The organism is Streptomyces scabichelini (assembly GCF_011045015.1).
Classification (GTDB): Bacteria; Actinomycetota; Actinomycetes; order Streptomycetales; family Streptomycetaceae; genus Streptomyces; species Streptomyces scabichelini.
The window spans coordinates 23,909-45,679 of record NZ_JAAKZY010000027.1; the positions used below are offsets into that span (position 1 = coordinate 23,909).

General features: G+C 70.2%; 20 protein-coding genes and 1 riboswitch. Of the genes, 15 read left to right on the forward strand and 5 right to left on the reverse strand.

The window, feature by feature from the left end; genetic code table 11:
- Nucleotides 1-24: 24 nt before the first annotated feature.
- Nucleotides 25-915, reverse strand: a complete 891-nt coding sequence (locus tag G5C60_RS11350) for an RNA polymerase sigma-70 factor (RefSeq protein ID WP_338145779.1) — start codon at nucleotides 913-915, stop codon at nucleotides 25-27.
- Nucleotides 916-1,208: 293 nt separating this feature from the next.
- A riboswitch (FMN riboswitch) is annotated at nucleotides 1,209-1,339 on the forward strand.
- Between the two features lie 151 nt (nucleotides 1,340-1,490).
- Between G5C60_RS11350 and G5C60_RS11355 the strand changes: the two genes are divergently transcribed.
- From G5C60_RS11355 to G5C60_RS11395, 9 genes are all read left to right on the forward strand, one after another.
- Entirely contained in the window at nucleotides 1,491-2,093 is a 603-nt protein-coding gene (locus G5C60_RS11355; protein WP_165257676.1) for a riboflavin synthase, read from the forward strand.
- On the forward strand, nucleotides 2,090-2,734 hold the full coding sequence (locus G5C60_RS11360; protein WP_165257678.1) for a nicotinamide mononucleotide transporter: 645 nt from the start codon (nucleotides 2,090-2,092) through the stop codon (nucleotides 2,732-2,734). Before G5C60_RS11355 ends, G5C60_RS11360 begins: the two co-directional genes overlap by 4 nt.
- On the forward strand, nucleotides 2,731-4,020 hold the full coding sequence (locus G5C60_RS11365; protein WP_165257681.1) for a bifunctional 3,4-dihydroxy-2-butanone-4-phosphate synthase/GTP cyclohydrolase II: 1,290 nt from the start codon (nucleotides 2,731-2,733) through the stop codon (nucleotides 4,018-4,020). Before G5C60_RS11360 ends, G5C60_RS11365 begins: the two co-directional genes overlap by 4 nt.
- A 55-nt stretch (nucleotides 4,021-4,075) precedes the next feature.
- Nucleotides 4,076-4,561 carry a 6,7-dimethyl-8-ribityllumazine synthase gene (gene ribH / locus G5C60_RS11370; protein WP_165257683.1) on the forward strand — a complete coding sequence of 162 codons (486 nt, stop codon included), beginning with the start codon at nucleotides 4,076-4,078 and terminating at the stop codon, nucleotides 4,559-4,561.
- A 34-nt stretch (nucleotides 4,562-4,595) separates the two neighbouring features.
- A complete protein-coding gene (locus G5C60_RS11375; protein ID WP_165257686.1) occupies nucleotides 4,596-4,868 on the forward strand; it encodes a phosphoribosyl-ATP diphosphatase in 273 nt (90 codons plus the stop codon).
- A 59-nt stretch (nucleotides 4,869-4,927) separates the two neighbouring features.
- On the forward strand, nucleotides 4,928-5,776 hold the full coding sequence (gene hisG / locus G5C60_RS11380; protein ID WP_165257689.1) for an ATP phosphoribosyltransferase: 849 nt from the start codon (nucleotides 4,928-4,930) through the stop codon (nucleotides 5,774-5,776).
- Between the two features lie 20 nt (nucleotides 5,777-5,796).
- Complete coding sequence (locus G5C60_RS11385; RefSeq protein ID WP_165257691.1) at nucleotides 5,797-6,285, forward strand: PH domain-containing protein; 489 nt, start codon at nucleotides 5,797-5,799, stop codon at nucleotides 6,283-6,285.
- A 226-nt stretch (nucleotides 6,286-6,511) separates the two neighbouring features.
- A complete protein-coding gene (locus tag G5C60_RS11390; protein ID WP_165257693.1) occupies nucleotides 6,512-7,840 on the forward strand; it encodes a hemolysin family protein in 1,329 nt (442 codons plus the stop codon).
- On the forward strand, nucleotides 7,837-8,940 hold the full coding sequence (locus G5C60_RS11395; protein WP_165257696.1) for a hemolysin family protein: 1,104 nt from the start codon (nucleotides 7,837-7,839) through the stop codon (nucleotides 8,938-8,940). The genes G5C60_RS11390 and G5C60_RS11395 overlap by 4 nt, the downstream gene beginning before the upstream one ends.
- A gap of 28 nt (nucleotides 8,941-8,968) precedes the next feature.
- On the opposite strand, the gene G5C60_RS11400 is transcribed toward G5C60_RS11395, so the two are convergent.
- Both G5C60_RS11400 and G5C60_RS11405 read right to left on the reverse strand, forming a co-directional pair.
- Nucleotides 8,969-10,837, reverse strand: coding sequence for an AAA family ATPase (locus G5C60_RS11400; protein ID WP_165257699.1), 1,869 nt, complete (start codon nucleotides 10,835-10,837; stop codon nucleotides 8,969-8,971).
- 436 nt (nucleotides 10,838-11,273) lie between these two features.
- Nucleotides 11,274-11,906, reverse strand: coding sequence for a hypothetical protein (locus G5C60_RS11405; protein ID WP_165257701.1), 633 nt, complete (start codon nucleotides 11,904-11,906; stop codon nucleotides 11,274-11,276).
- 182 nt (nucleotides 11,907-12,088) lie between these two features.
- On the opposite strand from G5C60_RS11405, the gene G5C60_RS11410 reads away from it, so the two are divergent.
- Nucleotides 12,089-13,465: a peptidase C39 family protein gene (locus tag G5C60_RS11410; RefSeq protein WP_165257704.1), complete on the forward strand. Its 1,377-nt coding sequence runs from the start codon at nucleotides 12,089-12,091 to the stop codon at nucleotides 13,463-13,465.
- Between the two features lie 134 nt (nucleotides 13,466-13,599).
- Nucleotides 13,600-14,256, forward strand: coding sequence for a TetR/AcrR family transcriptional regulator (locus tag G5C60_RS11415; protein ID WP_165257706.1), 657 nt, complete (start codon nucleotides 13,600-13,602; stop codon nucleotides 14,254-14,256).
- Between the two features lie 59 nt (nucleotides 14,257-14,315).
- On the opposite strand, the gene G5C60_RS11420 is transcribed toward G5C60_RS11415, so the two are convergent.
- A complete protein-coding gene (locus G5C60_RS11420; protein ID WP_165257708.1) occupies nucleotides 14,316-15,584 on the reverse strand; it encodes a glycoside hydrolase family 18 protein in 1,269 nt (422 codons plus the stop codon).
- Between the two features lie 328 nt (nucleotides 15,585-15,912).
- On the opposite strand from G5C60_RS11420, the gene G5C60_RS11425 reads away from it, so the two are divergent.
- Nucleotides 15,913-17,085, forward strand: coding sequence for an acyl-CoA dehydrogenase family protein (locus G5C60_RS11425; RefSeq protein ID WP_165257710.1), 1,173 nt, complete (start codon nucleotides 15,913-15,915; stop codon nucleotides 17,083-17,085).
- Nucleotides 17,086-17,586: 501 nt separating this feature from the next.
- Here the strand turns inward: G5C60_RS11425 and G5C60_RS11435 are convergent.
- Entirely contained in the window at nucleotides 17,587-18,024 is a 438-nt protein-coding gene (locus tag G5C60_RS11435; protein WP_165257714.1) for a hypothetical protein, read from the reverse strand.
- A gap of 266 nt (nucleotides 18,025-18,290) precedes the next feature.
- Here G5C60_RS11435 and G5C60_RS11440 point away from each other — a divergent pair, with 266 nt between their 5' ends.
- The 3 genes from G5C60_RS11440 to G5C60_RS11450 all read left to right on the forward strand — a co-directional run bounded on the left by G5C60_RS11440 (nucleotide 18,291) and on the right by G5C60_RS11450 (nucleotide 21,770).
- Nucleotides 18,291-18,731 carry an Lrp/AsnC family transcriptional regulator gene (locus G5C60_RS11440; protein ID WP_165257716.1) on the forward strand — a complete coding sequence of 147 codons (441 nt, stop codon included), beginning with the start codon at nucleotides 18,291-18,293 and terminating at the stop codon, nucleotides 18,729-18,731.
- 114 nt (nucleotides 18,732-18,845) lie between these two features.
- Complete coding sequence (locus G5C60_RS11445) at nucleotides 18,846-20,489, forward strand: amidohydrolase (RefSeq protein ID WP_165257718.1); 1,644 nt, start codon at nucleotides 18,846-18,848, stop codon at nucleotides 20,487-20,489.
- A 513-nt stretch (nucleotides 20,490-21,002) separates the two neighbouring features.
- Entirely contained in the window at nucleotides 21,003-21,770 is a 768-nt protein-coding gene (locus G5C60_RS11450) for a glycosyltransferase (RefSeq protein ID WP_165257720.1), read from the forward strand.
- Nucleotide 21,771: the final 1 nt, after the last annotated feature.

Below are 21,771 nucleotides of genomic sequence, written 5' to 3' on the forward strand. Positions count from 1 at the left end.
GACAGCGCGGGTGGGCCGCCCGGACTACGGACGTGCGAGCTGGCGGCCCGCGAACCCCAGCTTGTCCGGGTTCACCACGGCCTGTACCTGGGCGATCAGTCCGTCTTGCAGCTCGAACGTGATAACGCCGGCGAGCGCGCCGTCCTGCCACGCGAGGAGGGCGGGCGCACCGTTGACCTCCGCCACCGTGACGTCCACGCCCGCAGCGACTCGCTCGGCGAGGCCCACGAGGAACCGCACGACCTTCTCGCGCCCCACGACCGGCCGCCGCGCCGCGGAGACCTTGCCGCCGCCGTCGCTCCACCAGGTCACGTCCGACGCGAGCAGCTTCTCCAGGCCGGCCAGGTCACCCTCGCGGGCCGCCGTGAGGAAGGAGACGATCAGTTCCTCCCGCTGCTCGGGTGCGGCCTCGAACCGGGCCTTGGGAGCGGCCAGCCGCTGGACCGCCCGCCGGTAGAGCTGACGGCAGTTGGCCTCGCTCAGGGCGAGCACGCCGGCGATCTCGCGGTGGCCGTACGCGAAGGCCTCCCGCAGCACGTACACGGCCCGTTCGGTCGGCGTCAGCCGCTCCAGCAGCATCAGCAGCGCCATGGACACGGCATCGCGCCGCTCGGCCGACTCCAGGGGCCCGAGCGTGCCGTCCGAGGTGACCACGGGCTCCGGCAGCCACGGACCGACGTACTGCTCGCGCTGCGCCCGGGCCGAGGTGAGCCGGGTGAGACAGAGGTTCGTGACGACTTTGGCCAGCCAGGCCGCGGGCTGCTCGACGACCGCCCGATCGGCCCTGCTCCAGCGCAGATACGCGTCCTGCACCGCGTCCTCCGCCTCCTCGGCGGACCCGAGCATCCGATAGGCCAGACCGAACAGGCGCGGGCGGTGGCTCTCGAACTCGTCGGCGATCCAGCTTGTCGTCACCGCTCCAGCCTGTCAGAAGCCGGGCAGGAGACCCGGCGGCGGGGCAAGGGCCATCCGTCACCGCCGCCGGGTCGCTCTTGGGGCGGGTCGGTGAACGCAGACCCTAAGAGGACTAGACCAGCACGTCAATAAGTATGGACCAATAACAAGATGCCGTCCCCGTACGGCAGTTGGGTGTTCATGGATGTTCATGAGTGTCCCGTGAAGTCCATCGGTGTGCCCTGTGAGCCACCCCACAGTAATTGGTTGCATGAGCATCGATCGGGCGTGGCACACTGGCTCTGTACCAGAAGCAGCGCACTCCGGGGTCGGTGAAACTCCGAACCGGCGGTTACAGTCCGCGACCCGGTCGCTTCCAGCGGCCGGTTGACCAGGTGAAATTCCTGGACCGACGGTTAAAGTCCGGATGGGAGGCAGTGCGCGGCGGGCGGGCATGCGTGCGCGCCGCCGTTTGTTTCGACGTGTCCCAGGGACATGTCCCATTCGGCGTCGTTCCCGGTGTCGTCGTCCGTTCATATCTGTCGTCATCGACAGGCCCCGGAGTCCGTGCCCGAAGAGGCAGGAGGACCCGGGAAGTGTTCACCGGAATCGTCGAAGAGCTGGGCGAGGTCACGGCCGTCGAGAACCTCGACGACGCCTCCCGCTTCCGGCTGCGTGGGCCAGTTGTCACCGAAGGCGCGCGCCACGGCGACTCCATCGCCGTCAACGGCGTGTGTCTCACGGTCGTCGACCTCGAAGGCGACGAGTTCACCGCCGACGTGATGGCCGAGACCCTGAACCGCTCCAGCCTCGGCGTCCTGGCCGTCGGCTCCCGCGTCAACCTCGAACGGCCCGTGGCCGTCGGCGAACGCCTCGGCGGGCACATCGTGCAGGGCCATGTGGACGGCACGGGCGAGATCATCGAGCGCAAGCCGTCCGACAACTGGGAGATCGTGAAGATCTCACTCCCCGCGGACCTCACGCGCTACGTCGTCGAGAAGGGCTCCGTCACCGTCGACGGCATCAGCCTGACCGTCGTCGACGCGGGCCCCGACTACTTCACGATCAGCCTCATCCCCACGACCCTCGCCCTGACCACGCTCGGCCTCAAGCAGCCCGGCGACCCGGTCAACCTCGAGGTCGACGTCATCGCCAAGTACGTCGAGCGGCTGCTCGGCAGCCAGGGGGCCGCGCGGTGAACTGGCTGAACTCCGAGGCGTTCACGCTCTTCGGACAGCACATCAAGTGGGCCGACATGATGGGCAACACCATCGGTCTGATCGGTCTCGCCCTCGGCTGGCGGCGCTCCATCTGGACCTGGCCCGCCCAGTTCCTGGCCGGCCTCATCCTCCTGACGGCCTTCGCGACCGCCCACCTCTCGGGCAGCGCCGGCAAACAGGTGGTCGTCATGGCCGTCGCCGCCTGGGGCTTCTGGCAGTGGAACAGCGGCAGGCAGCAGACGCGGGACGGCTCCGTCGGCGTACGTTTTGCCACCTGGCGCGAGCGGGCCTGCCTGGTCGGCGCCGCCGCGCTCGGCACTCTCGCGGTCGGCGGCCTGTTCACCGCGTACCCCACGCTGTCGTGGGACCCCTGGCCGGACGCGTACATCTTCGTCGGCACGATCGTCGCCATGTACGCCCAGGCGCGCGGCATGGTCGAGTTCTGGTTCGCCTGGCTGCTGGTCGACCTCGTGGGCGTACCGCTCAACTTCGCCAACGGGTTCGCCTTCTCCGGCTTCGTCTACATCATCTACGGCGCACTCGTCCTGTGGGGCATGCGCGACTGGTGGCTGCGCTCCCGCGGGGCAGCGCAGCCCGTCCTGGAAGGAGCCCCGGCATGACAGCGGCGCCCGTCTGGTACAGCACAGACAACATCGAAGACTTCGCGCTCGACCCGGTCGAGCAGGCCATCGCCGACATCGCGGCCGGCCGCCCGGTCGTGGTCGTCGACGACGAGGACCGCGAGAACGAGGGCGACCTCGTCATCGCCGCCGAGAAGGCGACCCCCGAGATCATCGCGTTCATGATGAGCGAGTGCCGGGGCATGATCTGTGCGCCCATGGAAGGCGACGAGCTGGACCGGCTCGAACTGCCGCAGATGGTGCAGCACAACACCGAGTCCATGCGCACGGCCTTCACGGTCACCGTCGACGCCACGGCCGCGCACGGCGTGACCACGGGCATCTCCGCGGCCGACCGTGCCACCACGCTGCGGTTGCTCGCCGGGGGCGAGGCGGAGCCCGGTGACTTCGTCCGTCCCGGCCATGTCTTCCCGCTGCGCGCAAAGCCCGGCGGTGTCCTGGTCCGCAACGGTCACACCGAGGCCGCCGTCGACCTCGCGCGTCTCGCGGGCCTGCGCCCGGCCGGCGCGATCGTCGAGATCGCCGGCGAGGACGGCCGCATGCTGCGCCTGCCCGAACTGGTCCCGTTCGCCCGCAAGCACGGCCTGTCGATCATCTCCATCGAGGACCTGATCGCCTACCGCCGCACATCCGAGCCCACCGTCCGCCGCGAGGCCACGACCCAGCTGCCCACCGCCTTCGGCGAGTTCACGGCGTACGGCTACCGCTCCACCGTCGACGGCGTCGAGCATGTCGCCCTCGTGCACGGCGAGATCGGCGACGGCGAGGACGTCCTCGTGCGCGTCCACTCCGAGTGCCTCACCGGCGACATCTTCCACTCCCTGCGCTGCGACTGCGGCCCCCAGCTGGAGGCCTCCCTGGAGCGCATTCATGCCGAGGGCAGGGGAGTGGTGGTGTACCTGCGCGGCCACGAAGGCCGTGGCATCGGTCTCCTTTCCAAGCTGCGCGCGTACGAGCTCCAGGAGCGCGGCCGCGACACCCTCGACGCCAACCTCGAGCTGGGCCTGCCCGCCGACGCCCGGGACTACGGCGCGGGCGCGCAGATCCTCGAGGACCTCGGCGTACGCAGCGTGCGGCTGATGACCAACAACCCCGACAAGACCGACGCGCTCGTCCGCCACGGCCTCAAGGTCACCGACCGCGAGCCGATGCCCGTGAAGGCGGGCGAGCACAACCTCCGCTACCTGCGCACCAAGCGGGACCGGATGGGGCACGACCTGCCCTGGCTGGACACGACCACCGTGTCCCCCTGCGGCAACCAGTAAGAGCACGACAAGCACGAGAAGCACGAACAGCACGAAGAGAACGCTGAGGAGACACGTGAGCGGCAAGGGTGCACCTGAACTGTCCGTACGCAACTGCGGCGACCTGCGCGTCGCGGTCATCGCGGCACAGTGGCACGAAAAGGTGATGGAAGGCCTCGTCGACGGCGCCCTGCGCGCCCTGCGCGAGCTGGGGATCGACGAGCCGACCGTGCTGCGGGTCCCCGGCAGCTTCGAACTCCCGGTCGTCGCCAAGGTCCTCGCGGGCCGTGGCTATGACGCGATCGTCGCCCTCGGCGTCGTCATCCGCGGCGGCACCCCCCACTTCGAGTACGTGTGCCAGGGCGTCACCCAGGGCCTCACCCAGGTCTCCGTGGACACCGGCGTGCCCGTCGGCTTCGGCGTGCTGACCTGCGACACCGAGGAGCAGGCCCTCGACCGCGCGGGCATCGCGGGCTCCAGCGAGGACAAGGGGCATGAGGCGGTGACGGCCGCCGTCGCGACCGCGGCCACACTGCGCTCAGTATCCGAACCCTGGCGCTGAGGCATGGGCGCCTGCGCGTAAAGTGGGCGCCACCATGTCCAAGAAGACGTTCGAGGAGCTCTTCACCGAGCTCCAGCACAAGGCCGCCAACGGCGACCCCGCCTCCTCCCGCACCGCAGAGCTGGTCGGCAAGGGGGTCCATGCCATCGGCAAGAAAGTCGTCGAAGAGGCCGCCGAGGTCTGGATGGCCGCAGAGTACGAGGGCAAGGAAGCAGCCGCCGAGGAGATCTCGCAGCTGCTCTACCACGTCCAGGTGATGATGGTCGCCCGCGGCATCTCCCTGGACGACGTGTACGCCCACCTCTGAGCCGTAATGCCGTAACGCCAACTCCCGCACCGTACGTACGAACAAAGGAAGCCGACCTCATGCTGCGCATCGCCGTCCCCAACAAGGGTTCCCTGTCAGGCCCTGCGGCGGAGATGCTGCATGAGGCCGGCTACCAGCAGCGCCGGGAGTCCAAGGAACTGCGCATCGTCGACCCGGAGAACGACGTCGAGTTCTTCTACCTCCGCCCCCGGGACATCGCGATCTACGTCTCCTCAGGGCAGCTCGACATCGGCATCACCGGCCGTGATCTGCTCATCGACTCGGGCGCCAACGCGGAGGAGATCCTGCCGCTCGGCTTCGCCCGCTCGACGTTCCGCTACGCCACCAAGGCCGGCACGGCGAACGGCGTCGCGGACCTGAACGGCATGACGGTCGCCACCTCGTACGAGGGCATCGTCGCCAAGCACCTCGCCGACAACGGCATCGACGCCTCCGTCGTCCACCTCGACGGCGCCGTCGAGACGGCGATCGAGCTGGGCGTCGCCGAGGTCATCGCGGACGTCGTCGAGACCGGCACCTCGCTGCGCAACGCGGGTCTCGCGGTCATCGGCGAGCCGATCATGAAGTCCGAGGCCGTCGTCATCCGCCGTACCGGAGCGGACGGCGAGGAGCCCAAGGTGCAGCAGTTCCTGCGCCGTCTCCAGGGCGTCCTGGTGGCGCGGACGTACGTGATGATGGACTACGACTGCCGCGCCGAGCACCTGGAGAAGGCCGTCGCGCTGACCCCGGGCCTGGAGTCGCCGACCGTGTCGCCGCTGCACAACGAGGGCTGGGTGGCCGTGCGCGCCATGGTCCCCGCCAAGGAGGCGCAGCGGATCATGGACGACCTGTACGACCTGGGCGCGCGGGCCATCCTGACCACCGCCATCCACGCCTGCCGGCTCTGACCGGGATCCGGAGCAACGTCATGGCGGATCTCCCCGCTCTCCCCGCTCTTCCCGTCACCTTCAGGCCAGGACGTACCCGTGCCGTCCTGCTGACCGCCGGTGCCGCCATCCTCGTGGTCATCACCACCGTGGCGATACTGCTGGAAAACCTCAGCCCGGGGGAGCGCCTCAGCTTCGTCTTCACCGGGGCGCTGCTCTTCGGGGTGCTCGTGCTGCTCTCGCGGCCGAAAGTCGTCGCTGACGAGTCCGGGGTCACCGTCGTCAACATCGCCAGTCGACGGCACCTTGCCTGGGAGGAGATCGTGCGGGTCAACCTGCGCCCGGGTGACCCGTGGGTGTTCCTCGACCTGAGTGACGGCACCAGCCTGCCGGCGCTCGGCATCCAGCCGGGCATCGCCAAGCAGCGGGCGATCAGGGACGCCCGTACGCTGCGGGCGCTGGCCGAGGCCCGCACGATCGACAACCCCGACGGACATCACAACGGACAGCACGACGAACATCACGGCTGACTCTCAGCCTTCCACCCTGCCGAATCGGCCGGTGTCTTGATTAATCTGGTGGCGGAGGCGTTTTCGTTGCGCCTCCGCCCCTGATGTTCCGCCCCGGAAGTCAGGGGCTCCTGCTACTCGAGGAGTGACTCCCTCCAGCGATGGACGGATCGTCCTGTAGTACCTGCGCCGCCCCCTCCAGAGACAGCGCGGACCGCCCGGTCCGCGCCGGCATCGAGGCGGCGGCATGACCATCCCCCTGCTGCTCCTCGGGGCGGCGTTCCTGCTGATCCTCGCCAACGGCTTCTTCGTGGCGGCCGAGTTCGGCCTTGTCACGGTGGAGCGCCCCGACGCCGAGAAGGCCGCGGCCGAGGGCGACCGGCGGGCCCGCACGGTCGTGAACTCGCTCAAAGAGCTGTCCTTCCAGCTCTCCGGCACCCAGCTCGGCATCACCATCACCTCCCTCGTCGTCGGCATGCTCGCCGAACCGGCGCTCGCCGAGCTGCTGCACGGCCCCTTCACCTCGATCGGCATCCCCGAAGGCGCCGTACCCGGTGTCTCCGTGATCGTCGGCATGCTGCTGGCCTCGGCCGTGCAGATGGTGATCGGCGAGCTCGTGCCCAAGAACTGGGCGGTGTCCAAGCCCCTGCAGGTCGCGCGCTTCGTCGCGGGACCGCAGCACATGTTCTCGCGTCTGTTCAGGCCGGTGATCGCCGGCCTGAACGCCGTCGCCAACCGGCTCGTCCGCGCCCTGGGCGTCGAGCCCGCCGTGGAGCTGGCCTCCGCCCGCACCCCCGGCGAACTCGTCTCCCTGGCCCGGCACTCCGCCCAGGCCGGCACCCTCGAACAGGACACCGCCGACCTCTTCGTACGCACCATCTCGCTGGCCGACCTCACCGCGCAGCACGTCATGACGCCGCGCGTGAAGGTCAGCGCCCTCCAGTCGTCCGCGACCGCCGAGGACGTCGTCAACCTCACCCGTGCCACCGGCCTGTCCCGCTTCCCCGTCTACCGGGAGCGCATCGACGAGATCGTCGGCATGGTGCACCTCAAGGACGCCCTCGCGGTGCCCTCGAACGAACGGCTGCGCACCCCCGTGGGCCGGATCGCCCAGGTCCCGCTGCTCGTTCCCGAAACGCTGCCGGTGAAGCCGCTCCTGGAGCAGCTGCGCAGCGATCAGCCCATCGCCGTCGTCGTCGACGAGTACGGCGGCACGGCGGGCGTCGTCACCCTGGAGGACATCGTCGAGGAACTCGTCGGCGAGGTCCGCGACGAGCACGACGGACACGACGTGCCCGAACTCGCCGCGGCTCCGTCCGAGGACGGGCGCCCCGCCTGGGACGCCGACGGCAGCTGCCGCGTCGACGTCCTCCAGCGCATCGGTCTCGACGTTCCCGAGGGTCCGTACGAGACCGTCGCGGGCCTCGTCGCCGATCTGCTCGGCCGTATCCCCGCAGCCGGGGACAGGGCCGAGCTGCCGGGCTGGCGCCTTTCGGTGCGCCAGGTCGGGCACTACCGGGCCGAGCGGGTACGTCTGGTCAGGACCGCGGACGCCGTGGTGGAGGCCGTCCGATGAGCCTGCTCCAACTTCTGTTCGCCGTCCTGCTCGTGCTCGCCAACGGGTTCTTCGTCGGTGCCGAGTTCGCGCTCGTCTCCGTACGCCGCAGCCAGATCGAACCGCTCGGCACCACCCGCGCCCGGCAGGTCATGTACGGCCTTGAGCACCTGCCGCAGATGATGGCCGCCGCCCAGTTCGGCATCACCGTCTGCTCGTTGACGCTCGGCGCCGTCGCCGAGCCGACCGTGGCGCACCTCCTGGAGCCCGTCTTCCACGCGGTGCACCTGCCCGAGGGCATGATCCATCCGCTCGGGTACGTCATCGCCCTCGCCGTGGTCGTCTTCCTCCACCTCGTCGTCGGCGAGATGCTGCCGAAGAACCTGGCGATGGCCGCTCCGGAGAAGACCGCGCTGTGGCTCAGCCCCGGCCTGGTCGCCTTCGCCCGGCTGTGCAAGCCGGTCACCGTGGGCCTCGGTGCCTGCGCCAGGCTGATCCTCAAGCTCTTCCGCGTCGAGCCCAAGGACGAGGTCGAGGCGGTCTTCACCAGCGAGCAGCTCAACCGGCTCGTCGAGGACGCGGGCCAGGCGGGCTTCCTCGACCCCGAGGAGCAGGAGCGCCTCGAGGACGCCCTGGAACTGGGCTCCCGCCCGGTCACGGACGTGCTCCTGGACCGCGAGTCACTGGTGACGGTCGGCCCGTCGGTCACCCCCGGCCAGGTCGTCGCGCTCACCGCCCGCACCGGATACTCGCGTTTCCCGGTGTGCGCGGAGAACGGCGCCTTCATGGGCTATCTGCACGTGAAGGACGTACTCGACCTGGAGGAGTCCGAGCGGGCCGTGCCGCAGCAGATCTGGCGCCCCATGACGACCCTGCGGTCCGAGCTCCCGCTGGACGACGCCCTGACCGTGATGCGCCGCGCCGCGACGCACCTCGCCCAGGTCGCCGACGCCTCGGGCCGCGTCCTTGGCCTGGTCGCCCTGGAGGACGTACTGGAACTCCTGGTCGGCGAGGTACGCGACCCGGCACACCGGGCTGCTCCGCAGGCTCAGCAGATTCCGCAGGTGGCGCCGGCGGACCCCCGCCCGAGCGGGACGCCGGAGGAGGTCCTGGCCGGCTGAGGACGGACGAGGGCTCCGGGACGCGCCGTCACAACGCCGACGGATCCTGGGGCCCGCGGCCCGACAGGACCTCGCCGTACGCCTGCATCAGGTCCGGCAGGCGCAGGGTGGACAGGTCGTCGCGGGTCAGCTCGCCCGCGTAGCCGGACAGCCGCAGATCGCGGTAGGCGCAGCTCTTCTCGTACAGGGTGCGCAGAAAGCGGCCGTTGCCGAGCTCGTCGATCCAGCCCTGGTCGACGACGTGCCCGCTGATGGAGCGCAGCTCGTCGAGGGCCTCCTCGTCCCACACGTCACCGTTCTCGGCGGCCAGCACCTCGCCGATCGAGGTGAGCTCGAGGGGACGGTACGAGGGGAAGTCGACGCGGGTCGTGAAGCGGGACGAAAGCCCTGGGTTGGCGGCCAGCAGGCGGTCCATGCCTTCGGGGTAGCCGGCGAGGATCACCACCAGATGGTCGCGGTTGTCCTCGGCGCGCTTGAGCAGCACCTGAAGCGCCTCGTCGCCGTATGCGTCGCCCTTGCCGTAGCCCGAGTTGGACAGCGAGTAGGCCTCGTCGACGAAGAGGACGCCGCCGATCGCGGAGTCGATCAGCTCGTTGGCCTTCACGGCGGTCTGGCCGAGGTACTCGCCCACCAGGTCCGCGCGCTGGGCCTCCACGAGGTGGTCGCCGCCGAGCAGCCCGAGCGCGTAGAAGACGCGCCCCAGGATGCGGGCCACCGTCGTCTTGCCGGTGCCCGAGGGCCCGGAGAAGACGAAGTGCCGCTTCGGCGGCTGCACCGGGAGACCCTGCCCGGCGCGCAGCCGCGCCATGTTCAACTGCGCGGACAGCGCCTTCACCTGGCGCTTCACCGGCTCCAGGCCGACCATCCGCTCCAGTTCGGCGAGCGCCTCCTCGAGCAACGCGGGGTCGGTGGGTCCGGTCGGCAGCTGCGGAGGCCGTACCGGCACGATGGCCTTCTCGCGGACCGTGTCGGTCTCCGAGGGCAGCCCGCCCGACGGCGGCAGATCGGGCTCCGAGAGCTTCAGGTCCCGGCCCTCCGTGCCGAACAGCGGGTCGGCGCCGTCCGGGCCGTCGATCATGTCCTGGCCGACACCGGTGAGCGTGATCGCCGCGAGGTCCGTCGCGTCGTCGTACCCGTCGCCCTCGGCGATCGCGGCGAGCCGCGCCGAGGTGTCCATGAAGGCGGGGTCGACCCGGTGCACCGCCCGGTACAGGGGCAGTGCCGCCGCCGACCGTCCCGTGCCCTCGTGCGCCCGCGCCAGCCAGTACCGCAGCTCCTTGCGCTGCGGCTGCTCGCTGCGGCAGCGCATCAACGCGGCCGAAAGCAGTGGCTCGGCCTGTCCGTACATCTCCAGGCGTACGCGCGCCATGCCGCCGAAGAGACCGGCCTCGATGCCCAGCATCGGATCGTCGATCAGCGGATCGGTGTGCCGGACGAGCTGCTCCCAGTCCTTGACCAGATAGGCCCGGCAGGCGTGCAGAAACCGCACCTGCGGATCGGCGTCCACCGGCGGCAGTCCCGCGAGTGCCCGGTCGAGCTCCGGGACATGGCGTCCGTCGAGCCAGTGCGAGGCGTGCGCGAGCAGCAGATCGCGCGGGCTCTCCAGGACGGGCTGCACCCACCAGCCCAGCCAGTACCAGGAGTTGAGGGTGCGCCGGTGCCGGGCGCGCTGTTCCCCGAAGCGGTCCCGGTGCCGGAACATCCGCAGCAGCGCGGTCGTCGTGTCGATGCGCAGCGCGTGCAGCCCGAGCCAGCCGTCGGCCATCCCCGGATCCATCCGGACCGCGGTGCGGAACTCCTCCTCCGCCTGCGGATAGGCCCCCATCGTGTAGGCGTCCACACCTCGCAGCCAGGCGAGGTCGGCCGGGGCCTCGGTGCCCTGCGTGCCGAAGTCCATCACGTCCCCCACATACCGTGCCCCCGTTGAGTGCCGGGCGGGCCGGTGCCCGTCGGCAGCCTTCGTCGAACCGCTGTGCCGTGGACGGGAGTTGCGCGTTCAGTGCGGAGAGCAGCCGTCCGAAGGTCGCACCGAGAGGCATCGTACCTGCGGGGCAGTACCGGGCCGAAGAGTGCCCGCACGACGGGTTCTTCGAGGTGGGAGCACATGGGGCGCACTCGGTTCGGTGACCGAGGGTGAGCGAATCATGGCGCCCGGCGTCCGGAATCCGGACGAGGGCAGAACGAAGCCCCCGATCACGGGGGAACAACCGGGGGCTTCGCGTCTGCGGGCGACCTCGAAAGGCCGCACATTGAGAACGTAAGACCTGTACGGTCCCTCGGTCAAGCCGAGTTGGAGCACTTGGGGAAGTTCTCGGACACGGGTCTTCACAGGTTCAGCACACAGGAGACGGTCCGTCACCCTGCGTGACAACAAGGTCCGGTCCTGAGGTCGCAGCAGGTCCCGGCAGCACCTCATATCCCTCTGAACACTGCATTACCAAGAGATTCGCAGAAGATCGGGAGGGGTCCTCGGCGAAGTGCCGGCGCTCGGCGGCGACCCAGCCTGCCCAGAAGTCGCTCTGTTCCGAGCCGTCCCGCCGCTGACCTCGCGCCCAGGCTTCCTCGTGCGTCAACTCCATCCACAGCAGGCACGCCAGGTACGGCCGCAACGCGTGGCGTCCCGCGCCGACGCCCTCGACGAGCACCACGGGCGCGGGCGGCAGGGCGCGGGCCGGCCCGAAACGGCGCGCGGTCCAGTCGTACGGCCGGTAGTGCGCCTGCTCACCGCGGCTCAGCGGTTCGAGCACGTCCTGGAGCAGCCGTCCGGTCCACGCGAACAGTTCCTCGTGCGTGGCGATGTCGTCCAAGTGCAGTACGGGCGCGCTGCCCAGCGCCTCGGCCAGCCGTCCCGCGAACGTCGTCTTTCCGGAACCCGCGTGCCCGTCGACGCCGACGAGGCGGACGGGGCCGCAGGAGGGCGGCAGGCGGTGGAGACGGGAGGCGAGGGTGTGGAGCGACGCATGCACCTTTCCAGGGTATTTCCCGGATCCCGGACCAGGATGCCCACGCCTTGCGCCAGTGGTCATGACCAATATTGGTCGGCGCCGCGAACTCCGAAGTGCTGGCAGGAGACGGAACGGGCATCCATAGTTGGCGCACACCCGTGCTTCGAACCCGCCCGTTCCGGACACCTGGGGGTCACCCACCCATGACGAGAGCCCAACAGCCCTCCCGTAGAACCCTCTTGGCCGCAGCGGTGGCCGTGGCCGCGGCGAGTGCCGCGAGTTCGGCGGCCGCCGCGAGCAGCGGAGCCGCCGACTCGTCACCCGGTTCGCCCGGTGCCGCGAAGGCTCCGCCCGGGGTAGACAACCGCGCCTGGACCTCGTACACGGACTGGCGCGGCGGCACCGCGGAGGGCACCCGTGCCGTCTCCGGGGCGCGCCCGGGCCTGGTGATCGCGACCCCCGAGGGCCGCACCGACTACACGGACCCGCACACCGGCAAGAAGGCCACCTGGGAGTACGCGCGCTGGACCTCGCCCGTCCACCGCCTCGCCGTGCCCTCGACCGAGGTCATCGCCTCCTGGAACGCGCACACGCCGGCGGGGAGCTGGCTCCAGGTCGAGCTGGCGGGCACGTACTCCGACGGCACGGACACTCCCTGGTACGTGATGGGCCGCTGGGCGGCCGGCGACCAGGACATCAGGCGCACCTCGGTGGACGACCAGAGCGACGGCAAGAGCAGCATCTGGACGGACACCTTCTCCATCGACGACGCGGCCTCGGGGCTGCGCCTGGTCTCGTACCGGCTGCGGCTGACCCTGTACCGCAAGCCCGGCGCGAAGATCACGCCCACCGTGTGGCGGCTCGGCGCGATGGGCTCCGACATCCCGGACCGCTTCACCGTCCCGGCCTCGAAGCCCTCACTCGCCAAGGAGCTGACGGTCCCGCGGTACTCGCAGGAGACCCACATCGGCCAGTACCCGGAGTACGACAACGGCGGCGAGGCCTGGTGCAGCCCCACCTCCTCGCAGATGATCATCGAGTACTGGGGACGCAAGCCCACGGCCGAGGACCTGGCCTGGGTCAATCCGGACTTCGCGGATCCGCAGGTGTGCCACGCGGCCAGGTTCACCTTTGACTACCAGTACGAAGGCTGCGGCAACTGGCCCTTCAACGCCGCCTATGCGGCCACGTACAAGGATCTCCAGGGCGTGGTGACGCGGCTCGGTTCGCTCGCCGACCTGGAGACGCTGATCGCGGCGGGCATCCCGGCCATAACGTCCCAGTCGTTCCTCGCGTCCGAGCTGACGGGGGCGGGTTACGGCACCGCGGGCCATCTGATGACCGTCATCGGATTCACCGCCGACGGTGACGTGATCGCCAACGACCCGAACTCGCCGAGCAACAAGGCGGTGCGGCGCGTCTATCAGCGGCGCGAGTGGGAGAACATCTGGCTCCGTACCAAGAGGTACAACGCCTCCGGGAACGTGACCTCCGGTACCGGCGGGGTCTGTTACCTGTACTTCCCGGCACAGCCCACGGCGCGCCAGCGGAAGGCGCTGGCGGCGGTGGGCATCCGCTGACCGCGGCCGCCGGCCCGGCGGGGCGACGGCCGTGGTCGACGAGACGCGGTCGAAGAGAGTCGAACGGGCCGGTGGCAGAGGTCTGCCATACTGCGAGCGAAAGTTTCGCCGGCAGTTGAAGACCAGGGTTGAAATTGAACCAAAGTCAACGGCGCGTCGACCGCCCGAAGGTCCGCGGCACCGACCGCTCTCTGGCGCGTCGTGCCGAACTCATCGCCATCGGGCGGAAGTTATTCGCCGACACGTCCTACGACGCGCTGTCGATGGACGACATCGCAAAGCAGGCGCACGTCGCCAAGGGCTTGATCTACTACTACTTCAAGTCCAAGCGCGGCTACTACCTGGCCATCATCGAGGACTCGGTGGCCGACCTGGTGTCCCGCGCGGCCGGCGGCCTCGAACTGCCGCCCGAGGAACGGGTGCACCGCACCATCGACGGCTATCTGCGCTACGCCGAGCACCATCAGGCCGCGTACCGCGCGATCATCACCGGCGGCGTCGGCTTCGACGCCGAGGTGCTGTCCATACGGGACGGCGTGCGCGAAGCCATCGTCGAGACGATCGCCGAGGGGGCGTACGGGCGACGCAAGGTCGCCCCCCTGCCGCGCATGGCGCTGCTCGGCTGGCTGTGCAGCGTCGAGGGCGCCACCCTCGACTGGATCGGCCACCAGGCACTTCCGCGCGAAGTGATGCGCGAACTGCTGGTGAAGATGCTCGGCGGCGCCCTGCGGGCGATCGAGGACCTCGAACCCTCGTACCCGGCGCCGGAGGCCGCCCGCCGGAGCGCCTGAGTGAAGAGCGGGGGCCCGCCGGCCCCCGCCCCGAGTGACGAACGAGACGTACGAAACGGCTAGTTGATCGCCTTGATCAGCTCGCCGTTCGACGTGTCACCGCTCAGTTCCCAGAAGAAGGTGCCTCCCAGGCCCTGCTGGTTCTTGTAGGTCATCTTCCCGGCGATGGTCGACGGGGTGTCGTAACTCCACCAGTTGCTGCCGCACTTGGCGTACGCCGTGCCGCCGACCGTGCCGGTCGCCGGGCACTTCGTCTTGAGCACCTTGTAGTCGTCGATGCCCTGCTCGTACGTCCCCGCCGCCGGGCCGGTGGCGGTGCCGCCGGGCGCCGCCTGGGTGACACCGGTCCAGCCGCGCCCGTAGAAGCCGATGCCGAGCAGCAGCTTCGAGGCCGGGATGCCCAGGCCCTTGAGCTTCGAGATCGTCGCGGAGGTGTGGTAACTCGCCTTCGGGATACCGGAGTACGAGGTCAGCGGGGAGTGCGGAGCCGTCGGACCGGCCGCGTCCCAGGCGCCGAAGAAGTCGTACGTCATCGGGTTGTACCAGTTGACGTACTGAGCTGCGCCCGCGTAGTCGGCCGCGTCGATCTTGCCGCCGCTCGTGGCGTCGGCCGGGATCGCCGAGGTGACCAGCGCGGAGCCGCCGAACTTCGCCCGCACCGCCGACATCAGGTTCTTGTACGCCGCCCTGCCGCTGGTGTCGCAGGTCAGACCGCAGGTGTTGGGGTACTCCCAGTCGATGTCGATCCCGTCGAAGACGTCCGCCCACTTGGAGTTCTCGACCAGGTCGTAGCAGGACTGGGCGAAGGTGGCCGGGTTCCTGGCGGCCTCGGTGAAGCCGCCGGACCAGGTCCAGCCCCCGAAGGACCAGAGGACCTTGAGGTTCGGGTGTTTCTTCTTCAGCTCGCGCAGCTGGTTGAAGGTGCCGCGCAGGGGCTGGTCCCAGGTGTCGGCGACTCCGTCGACGGACTCGGCCGCGGTGTACGTCCGTTCCGTCGCCGCGTAGGAGTCACCCATGGCGCACTTGCCGCCGGTGACGTTGCCGAAGGCGTAGTTGATGTGGGTGAGCTTGGCCGCCGAGCCGGACGTCTCGACGTTCTTGACGAGGTACTGCCGGCCGTAGGTGCCCCATTCGGTGAAGTAGCCGACGACCTTCGAGCCGGCCGCGGCGGCCTCCTGCGCCGAGCCGGCCGCGGCGGCGTCTTCTCGTGCTGAACCGGCCGCGGTCGCGGAGCCCGCGCCGGCGAGCAGCCCGGCGCCGAGGACGGCACAACACGCGGCGGAGATGAGCGCCCGGAAGCGGGCGCGGGGAAGGTGCGGTCTGAGCATCGGGTCTCCTCGTGGGGAGGGGAGCGTGGGGAAGTGGTGCCTTGACCTGTTGCGCCGTTTGGCATGAACGCGTACGGCGCTGGGGGAACAGTAGGAGGACTAGACCAGTGCGTCAATGGTTCGTACCAATCCGAATGTGTTCTAATTAACGGTCGTTAACCGGTGACGCGCTGCCGCGGACCGGGCATACTCACAGCGCACAGCCGCTGGTCAGCTCCTTCCGCGACCCGGAGGGGCGGCATCGGCTGGGCACTGTGAGACCCGGTGGAGTCCGCTACAACCAAGGCGGGCGTTCGCCCAAGTGCCCGACAGGGAGGAGAGCGCCGCCATGCCCGACCGCGCCCCACAGCCGGTGGACCGTCAGCTGCCCACGGACGAGGCCCGGGACCTGATCTCGCTCGTCCGCGACATCGCGCAGCACGAGATCGCCCCGAAGGCGGCCGAGGAGGAGGACTCCGGACACTTCCCGCGCGACGTTTTCGCGCTGCTCTCCGAGTCGGGGCTGCTCGGCCTTCCGTACGACTCCGAGTACGGCGGCGGTGACCAGCCGTACGAGGTCTATCTCCAGGTCCTCGAAGAGCTGGCCACGGCCCGCATGACCGTCGGCCTCGGCGTCAGCGTGCACTCACTGTCCTGCCACGCCCTCGCCCACTACGGCACCAAGGAGCAGCAGGTCGAGCATCTGCCGGCCATGCTCGGCGGCGGCCTCCTCGGTGCGTACTGCCTCTCCGAGCCGTCGTCCGGATCCGATGCCGCCAGCATGCGTACGAAGGCTGTGCGGGACGGGGACGACTGGGTGCTCACCGGCACCAAGGCCTGGATCACCCACGGCGGTGTCGCCGACTTCTACACCGTGTTCGCGCGCAGCGGCGGCGAGGGGACGCGCGGCATCACGGCGTTCCTGGTGCCCGGCGACGCCGAGGGGCTGAGTGCGGCGGTGCCGGAGAAGAAGATGGGGCTGAAGGGCTCGCCCACGGCTCAGATCCACCTCGACGGGGTGCGGATCTCCGACGACCGGCGCCTCGGCGACGAGGGCCAGGGTTTCGCGATCGCCCTGTCGGCGCTCGACTCCGGACGGCTCGGGATCGCGGCCTGCGCGATCGGCGTGGCCCAGGCGGCGCTCGACGAGGCGGTCGCGTACGCCACCGGGCGCGAGCAGTTCGGCCGGCGGATCGCGGACTTCCAGGGCCTGCGCTTCATGCTCGCGGACATGGCGACGCAGATCGAGGCGGGAAGGGCGCTCTATCTCGCGGCCGCCCGGCTGCGCGACGCGGGGCGGCCGTTCTCCAAGCAGGCGGCCATGGCGAAGTTGCTGTGCACCGACGCAGCGATGAAGGTCACGACGGACGCCGTCCAGGTGCTCGGCGGGTACGGCTACACCGCGGACTTCCCCGTCGAGCGCTACATGCGCGAGGCCAAGGTGCTGCAGATCGTCGAGGGCACCAATCAGATCCAGCGGATGGTCATCGCCCGTCACCTCGCGGGTCCCGACTCGCGGTGAACCGTCCGTACCCGTATCCGTACATGGCCGAGGGCGCGACAAGCCGGACCCACTCGGGATCGTGGCGGCCCGGCAGGGTCCGGCCCCGGTCGGCCCAAGTGCGGAGCAGGGCACGGTAGATGGGCGGATCCTGGGGCTGCCGCGGCGCGGGTGGTGCTTGTGGCGTCTGAGGCTGCGGTGAGCTCTGGGAAACCGATTCTGTGGGTGCCGGAACGATGATCCGGCGGCGACGGCTCATCTCTGCGTAGGTGGAGGTCATACCGGGGCCAACGCGTCGCGGCCGGACAAGTCACCGGCCGCGGATTCGCCCGTGAGTTCACGACGGAGCCCGTATGGGGTTCGGAACCCAGCCGGTCAGGCTTGATCAGGCTTGACGAAGTCCGCTGCGGCACCGCGCCCCTAGGGAGGCCGCAGGCCCCTTAGGGGCGCGGGGCTGTATCGATTTGCGGCTCCGCCGCGTGGGCGCGACCAGCCACGACGAACCCGCAGCTTTCGAACCGCCTAACCCAGCGAAGCGCCTACGCGGCGCATCACCGGCACCCGCATGGGGCGTGAGCCGGGGCCGCCGACGTGGGAGAAGGGCTGCGTGCGCCAGTCGAGTCCCTGAGGGAGTGTCAACAGCAGCGCGGTGTCCTGCTCCTGAGCCTCCATCGACTCGTCGGCGGGGCGGGCCTCGCTCGCCGCTCGACCCGTACCGGCACAGACCGTGAGTCCGAACGGGTCCCACGGCGTCGCGCACAGCGCGTGCTCGGGCAGGACGTCCTCGTCCGCGAGCAGCGCGATGGGCTGCGCGCAGTCCGGGCAGATCACCCGGTACATCTCGAAGGTGTCATACGCGTCGAGCTCGTCATCAGCCGGTTCGACACCCTCCGGCTCGGGCTCGACGACCGGCTGCTGCCGCTTGGGTGCGGTACGACCGGGGCGCTTCAGACTCTGCATAGATTTTCTCCCCCTCGGGTGGGCCGACAAGGCGCTGCGGCCTCGACCACAGCAAGCACTTCCCGTCCCGTCTCGGCGGTAATCACGAGAACATCACGGAACCTGTGACCACACTGTGGCGTTCGTCACATGCCATTCGCAGGTGACGGAGGCAGCGGATTTGTCCCCGCGCGGCTCACCGGGTTCTCCCGCCCACATCACAAACCGGGTATGACCTGCGCCGCCGAGGTACCCGTGAGGATCAAGGGCCCTGTAGGTTCTCGGCCATGGAGGAGCTCGACCGACAGATCGTGCAGCTGCTCGTCGAAGACGGGCGGATGAGCTACACCGACCTGGGCAAGGCCACGGGCCTGTCCACGTCGGCCGTGCACCAGCGGGTGCGGCGCCTTGAGCAGCGCGGCGTCATCCGCGGCTATGCGGCGGTCGTCGACCCGGAGGCCGTCGGGCTACCGCTGACGGCCTTCATTTCGGTGAAACCGTTCGACCCGAGCGCCCCGGACGACATCGCGGAGCGCCTGGCCGACGTCCCCGAGATCGAGGCCTGCCACAGTGTCGCGGGCGACGAGAACTACATCCTCAAGGTCCGCGTCTCGACCCCCCACGAGCTGGAGGAGCTGCTCGCGCGCCTTCGCTCGCTGGCCGGCGTGTCGACGCGTACGACGGTGGTCCTTTCGACGCCGTACGAGGCCCGGCCGCCCAAGATCTGAGCGCCGGCCCCGGAAGTCCTGGCCCCCGTCAGTCCTGGCTCCCGGCGGTCCTGACCCTCCGAAGTCCTGGCCCCGGAAGAGGGCCGAGTGTGCCGAGGGGCGAGACTGTTCTCCATGAGTGAGAGCACCGCCACCCCACGTACCGTGCTGCTGCGCGGCGGGGAAGTCCACAGCCCTGCCGACCCGTTCGCCACCGCGATGGTCGTGGAACGCGGGCAGGTCGCCTGGGTCGGCTCCGAGGGCGCGGCCGACGCCTTCGCGGACGGGGTCGACGAGGTGGTGGATCTCGAGGGCGCCCTGGTCACCCCGGCGTTCACCGACGCGCACGTACACACCACGGCCACCGGGCTCGCCCTCACCGGCCTCGACCTGTCCGAAGCGCCCTCCTTGGCCGTGGCCCTCGGCCTCGTACGGGACTTCGCGGCCGCCCGCCCCGGCGACCGGGTCCTGCTCGGCCACGGCTGGGACGCCGCCCGCTGGCCCGAGCGGCGGCCGCCCCGGCGGGACGAACTCGACGAGGCCACCGGCGGCCGCCCGCTCTACCTCAGCCGGATCGACGTCCACTCGGCCGTTGTGACCACGGCCATGCTGGATCTGGTGCCGGGCGCACGGCAGCTGGCGGGCTTCGAAGACGGCGCCGACAGTGCTGACAGCGCTCCGCTCACCCGGGACGCCCACCACGCCGTCCGCGCCGCGGCTCTGGGGGCCGTCACCCCGGCCCAGCGCGCCGAGGCCCAGCGCGCCGCGCTCGCGCACGCCGTCTCGCTCGGCATCGGCTCCGTCCACGAGTGCGCGGGCCCGGAGATCTCCTCAGAGGACGACTTCACCGGGCTGCTGCGGCTCGCCGCGGAGGAGGCCGGGCCGAGGGTCGTCGGTTACTGGGCCGAGCAGGCCGAAGAGGGCATCGCGAAGGCCCGCTCCCTGGGCGCGATCGGCGCCGCGGGAGACCTCTTCGTCGACGGCGCGCTCGGCTCGCACACGGCCTGCCTGCACCGGCCGTACGCGGACGCCGACCACACCGGCACCTCCTACCTGGACGCCGCCGCCGTCGCCGCCCATGTGGTGGCCTGCACCGAGGCGGGTCTGCAGGCCGGCTTCCACGCCATCGGGGACGCCGCCGTGACCGCCGTGGTCGAGGGTGTGCGCGCGGCCGCCGAGAAGGTCGGCCTGGCCCGTGTGCGCGGCGCCCGGCACCGCGTCGAGCACGCCGAGATGCTCACCCCCGAGACCATCGCCGGCTTCGCCGAACTGGGCCTCACCGCCTCCGTCCAGCCCGCCTTCGACGCGCTCTGGGGCGGCGAGGACGGCATGTACGCACAGCGCCTGGGCGCCGAACGGGCCCGTACGCTCAACCCGTTCGCGGCCCTGCTGCGTACCGGCGTGCCGCTCGCCTTCGGGTCCGACAGCCCCGTCACCCCGCTCGACCCGTGGGGCACCGTTCGCGCCGCTGCCTTCCACCGGACACCGGAACACCGGATCTCCGTACGCGCGGCCTTCACGGCCCATACGCGGGGCGGCTGGCGGGCGATCGGCCGGGACGAGGCGGGCGTCCTGGTGCCGGGCGCGCCCGCCGACTACGCCGTGTGGCGCACCGACGAACTGGTCGTACAGGCTCCGGACGACCGGGTGGCCCGCTGGTCGACCGACCCCCGGTCCGGCACCCCGGGACTGCCCGACCTGACGCCCGGGGCACGGCTGCCCGTGTGTCTGCGGACCGTGGTGGGCGGTCGCACCGTCTTCGTACGGCCGGAGGGGTGATGTGCCGGGGCGGCGCGGCGCAGGTCATCGCCCGCCGCTCTGTCGTGCGACCTGCGTATCCTCGGCACTGACCAGGGGATTGAGCGAAAAGGCCCAGCTCAAACGGCTGTTGACAGCAAGCGGCAGGTGGCGGGTAGGTTCGGCCGGGTCCACCACCGGACGTCCGGCCGCGGAAGTTCCGAGAAGTCCTCGAAGCGCCGCTGTGTCAGGGGTGGTGTGCCGCACCGGCGCACCACCACTGGGAGCCAGGCCCAGCGATCGCGCCACGGGGGCGGTGGAACGTTCCGCCGGTCGGCAGGTGCGACCCGGGTGGGGTCCGGCGCTCAGTAGACAACGGCTCTAGGCCGACCCGCAGCCAGCGGGTCCCAGGCCGGCCCGAAGGGCGCCGGGCTCCGATCCGCAGTATCTTTCCCCTTCTCAGGTCTCCGGTCTCTCAGGCAGCCGCCCTACCTGCGCGAAGAACAGCGCTCGCTATGGTGGAGCCCCTGTGCACGGAAGTTCGAAGGGGAAGCTGTGAACGACGGCGGTGGGCGACAGTTCGGTCCGCTCGGCACGACCTTGGTGATCATCCCGACCTACAACGAGGCGGAGAACGTCAAGGCGATCGTCGACCGGGTGCGGGCCGCCGTGCCCGCGGCACACGTCCTGATCGCCGACGACAACAGCCCCGACGGCACCGGCAAGCTCGCCGACGAGCTGACGGTCGACGACGACCACGTCCATGTGCTGCACCGCAAGGGCAAGGAGGGCCTCGGCGCCGCCTACCTCGCGGGCTTCCGGTGGGGTCTTGAGCATGGTTACGGCGTACTGGTCGAGATGGATGCCGACGGTTCGCACCAGCCCGAGGAGCTGCCCCGGCTGCTCACCGCGCTCAAGGGTGCCGACCTGGTCCTCGGCTCCCGCTGGGTGCCGGGCGGACGGGTCGTGAACTGGCCCAAGTCCCGCGAGTTCATCTCGCGTGGCGGCAGCCTGTACTCGCGCGTCCTGCTCGACGTACCGATCCGCGACGTCACCGGCGGTTACCGCGCGTTCCGCCGGGAGACCCTCGAAGGCCTCGGCCTCGGCGACGTCGCCTCCCAGGGCTACTGCTTCCAGGTCGACCTGGCGAGACGTGCCGTCAAGGCGGGCTACCACGTCGTCGAGGTGCCCATCACGTTCGTAGAGCGCGAGCTCGGAGACTCCAAGATGAGCCGTGACATCCTCGTGGAAGCGCTCTGGCGGGTCACGAGGTGGGGTGTGGGGGAGCGGGCGGGACGGATCCTGGGGCGCAAGTCGTCCTGAT

Bases quoted from the DNA above. Each gene is read 5' to 3' on its own strand.
- G5C60_RS11365 (WP_165257681.1), top strand. From the start codon at position 2,731: ATGACAGCGGCGCCCGTCTGGTACAGCACAGACAACATCGAAGACTTC.
- G5C60_RS11375 (WP_165257686.1), top strand. From the start codon at position 4,596: ATGTCCAAGAAGACGTTCGAGGAGCTCTTCACCGAGCTCCAGCACAAG.
- hisG (WP_165257689.1), top strand. From the start codon at position 4,928: ATGCTGCGCATCGCCGTCCCCAACAAGGGTTCCCTGTCAGGCCCTGCG.
- G5C60_RS11385 (WP_165257691.1), top strand. From the start codon at position 5,797: ATGGCGGATCTCCCCGCTCTCCCCGCTCTTCCCGTCACCTTCAGGCCA.
- G5C60_RS11390 (WP_165257693.1), top strand. From the start codon at position 6,512: ATGACCATCCCCCTGCTGCTCCTCGGGGCGGCGTTCCTGCTGATCCTC.
- G5C60_RS11395 (WP_165257696.1), top strand. From the start codon at position 7,837: ATGAGCCTGCTCCAACTTCTGTTCGCCGTCCTGCTCGTGCTCGCCAAC.
- G5C60_RS11400 (WP_165257699.1), bottom strand. From the start codon at position 10,837: ATGGACTTCGGCACGCAGGGCACCGAGGCCCCGGCCGACCTCGCCTGG.
- G5C60_RS11410 (WP_165257704.1), top strand. From the start codon at position 12,089: ATGACGAGAGCCCAACAGCCCTCCCGTAGAACCCTCTTGGCCGCAGCG.
- G5C60_RS11420 (WP_165257708.1), bottom strand. From the start codon at position 15,584: ATGCTCAGACCGCACCTTCCCCGCGCCCGCTTCCGGGCGCTCATCTCC.
- G5C60_RS11425 (WP_165257710.1), top strand. From the start codon at position 15,913: ATGCCCGACCGCGCCCCACAGCCGGTGGACCGTCAGCTGCCCACGGAC.
- G5C60_RS11435 (WP_165257714.1), bottom strand. From the start codon at position 18,024: ATGCAGAGTCTGAAGCGCCCCGGTCGTACCGCACCCAAGCGGCAGCAG.
- G5C60_RS11440 (WP_165257716.1), top strand. From the start codon at position 18,291: ATGGAGGAGCTCGACCGACAGATCGTGCAGCTGCTCGTCGAAGACGGG.
- G5C60_RS11445 (WP_165257718.1), top strand. From the start codon at position 18,846: ATGAGTGAGAGCACCGCCACCCCACGTACCGTGCTGCTGCGCGGCGGG.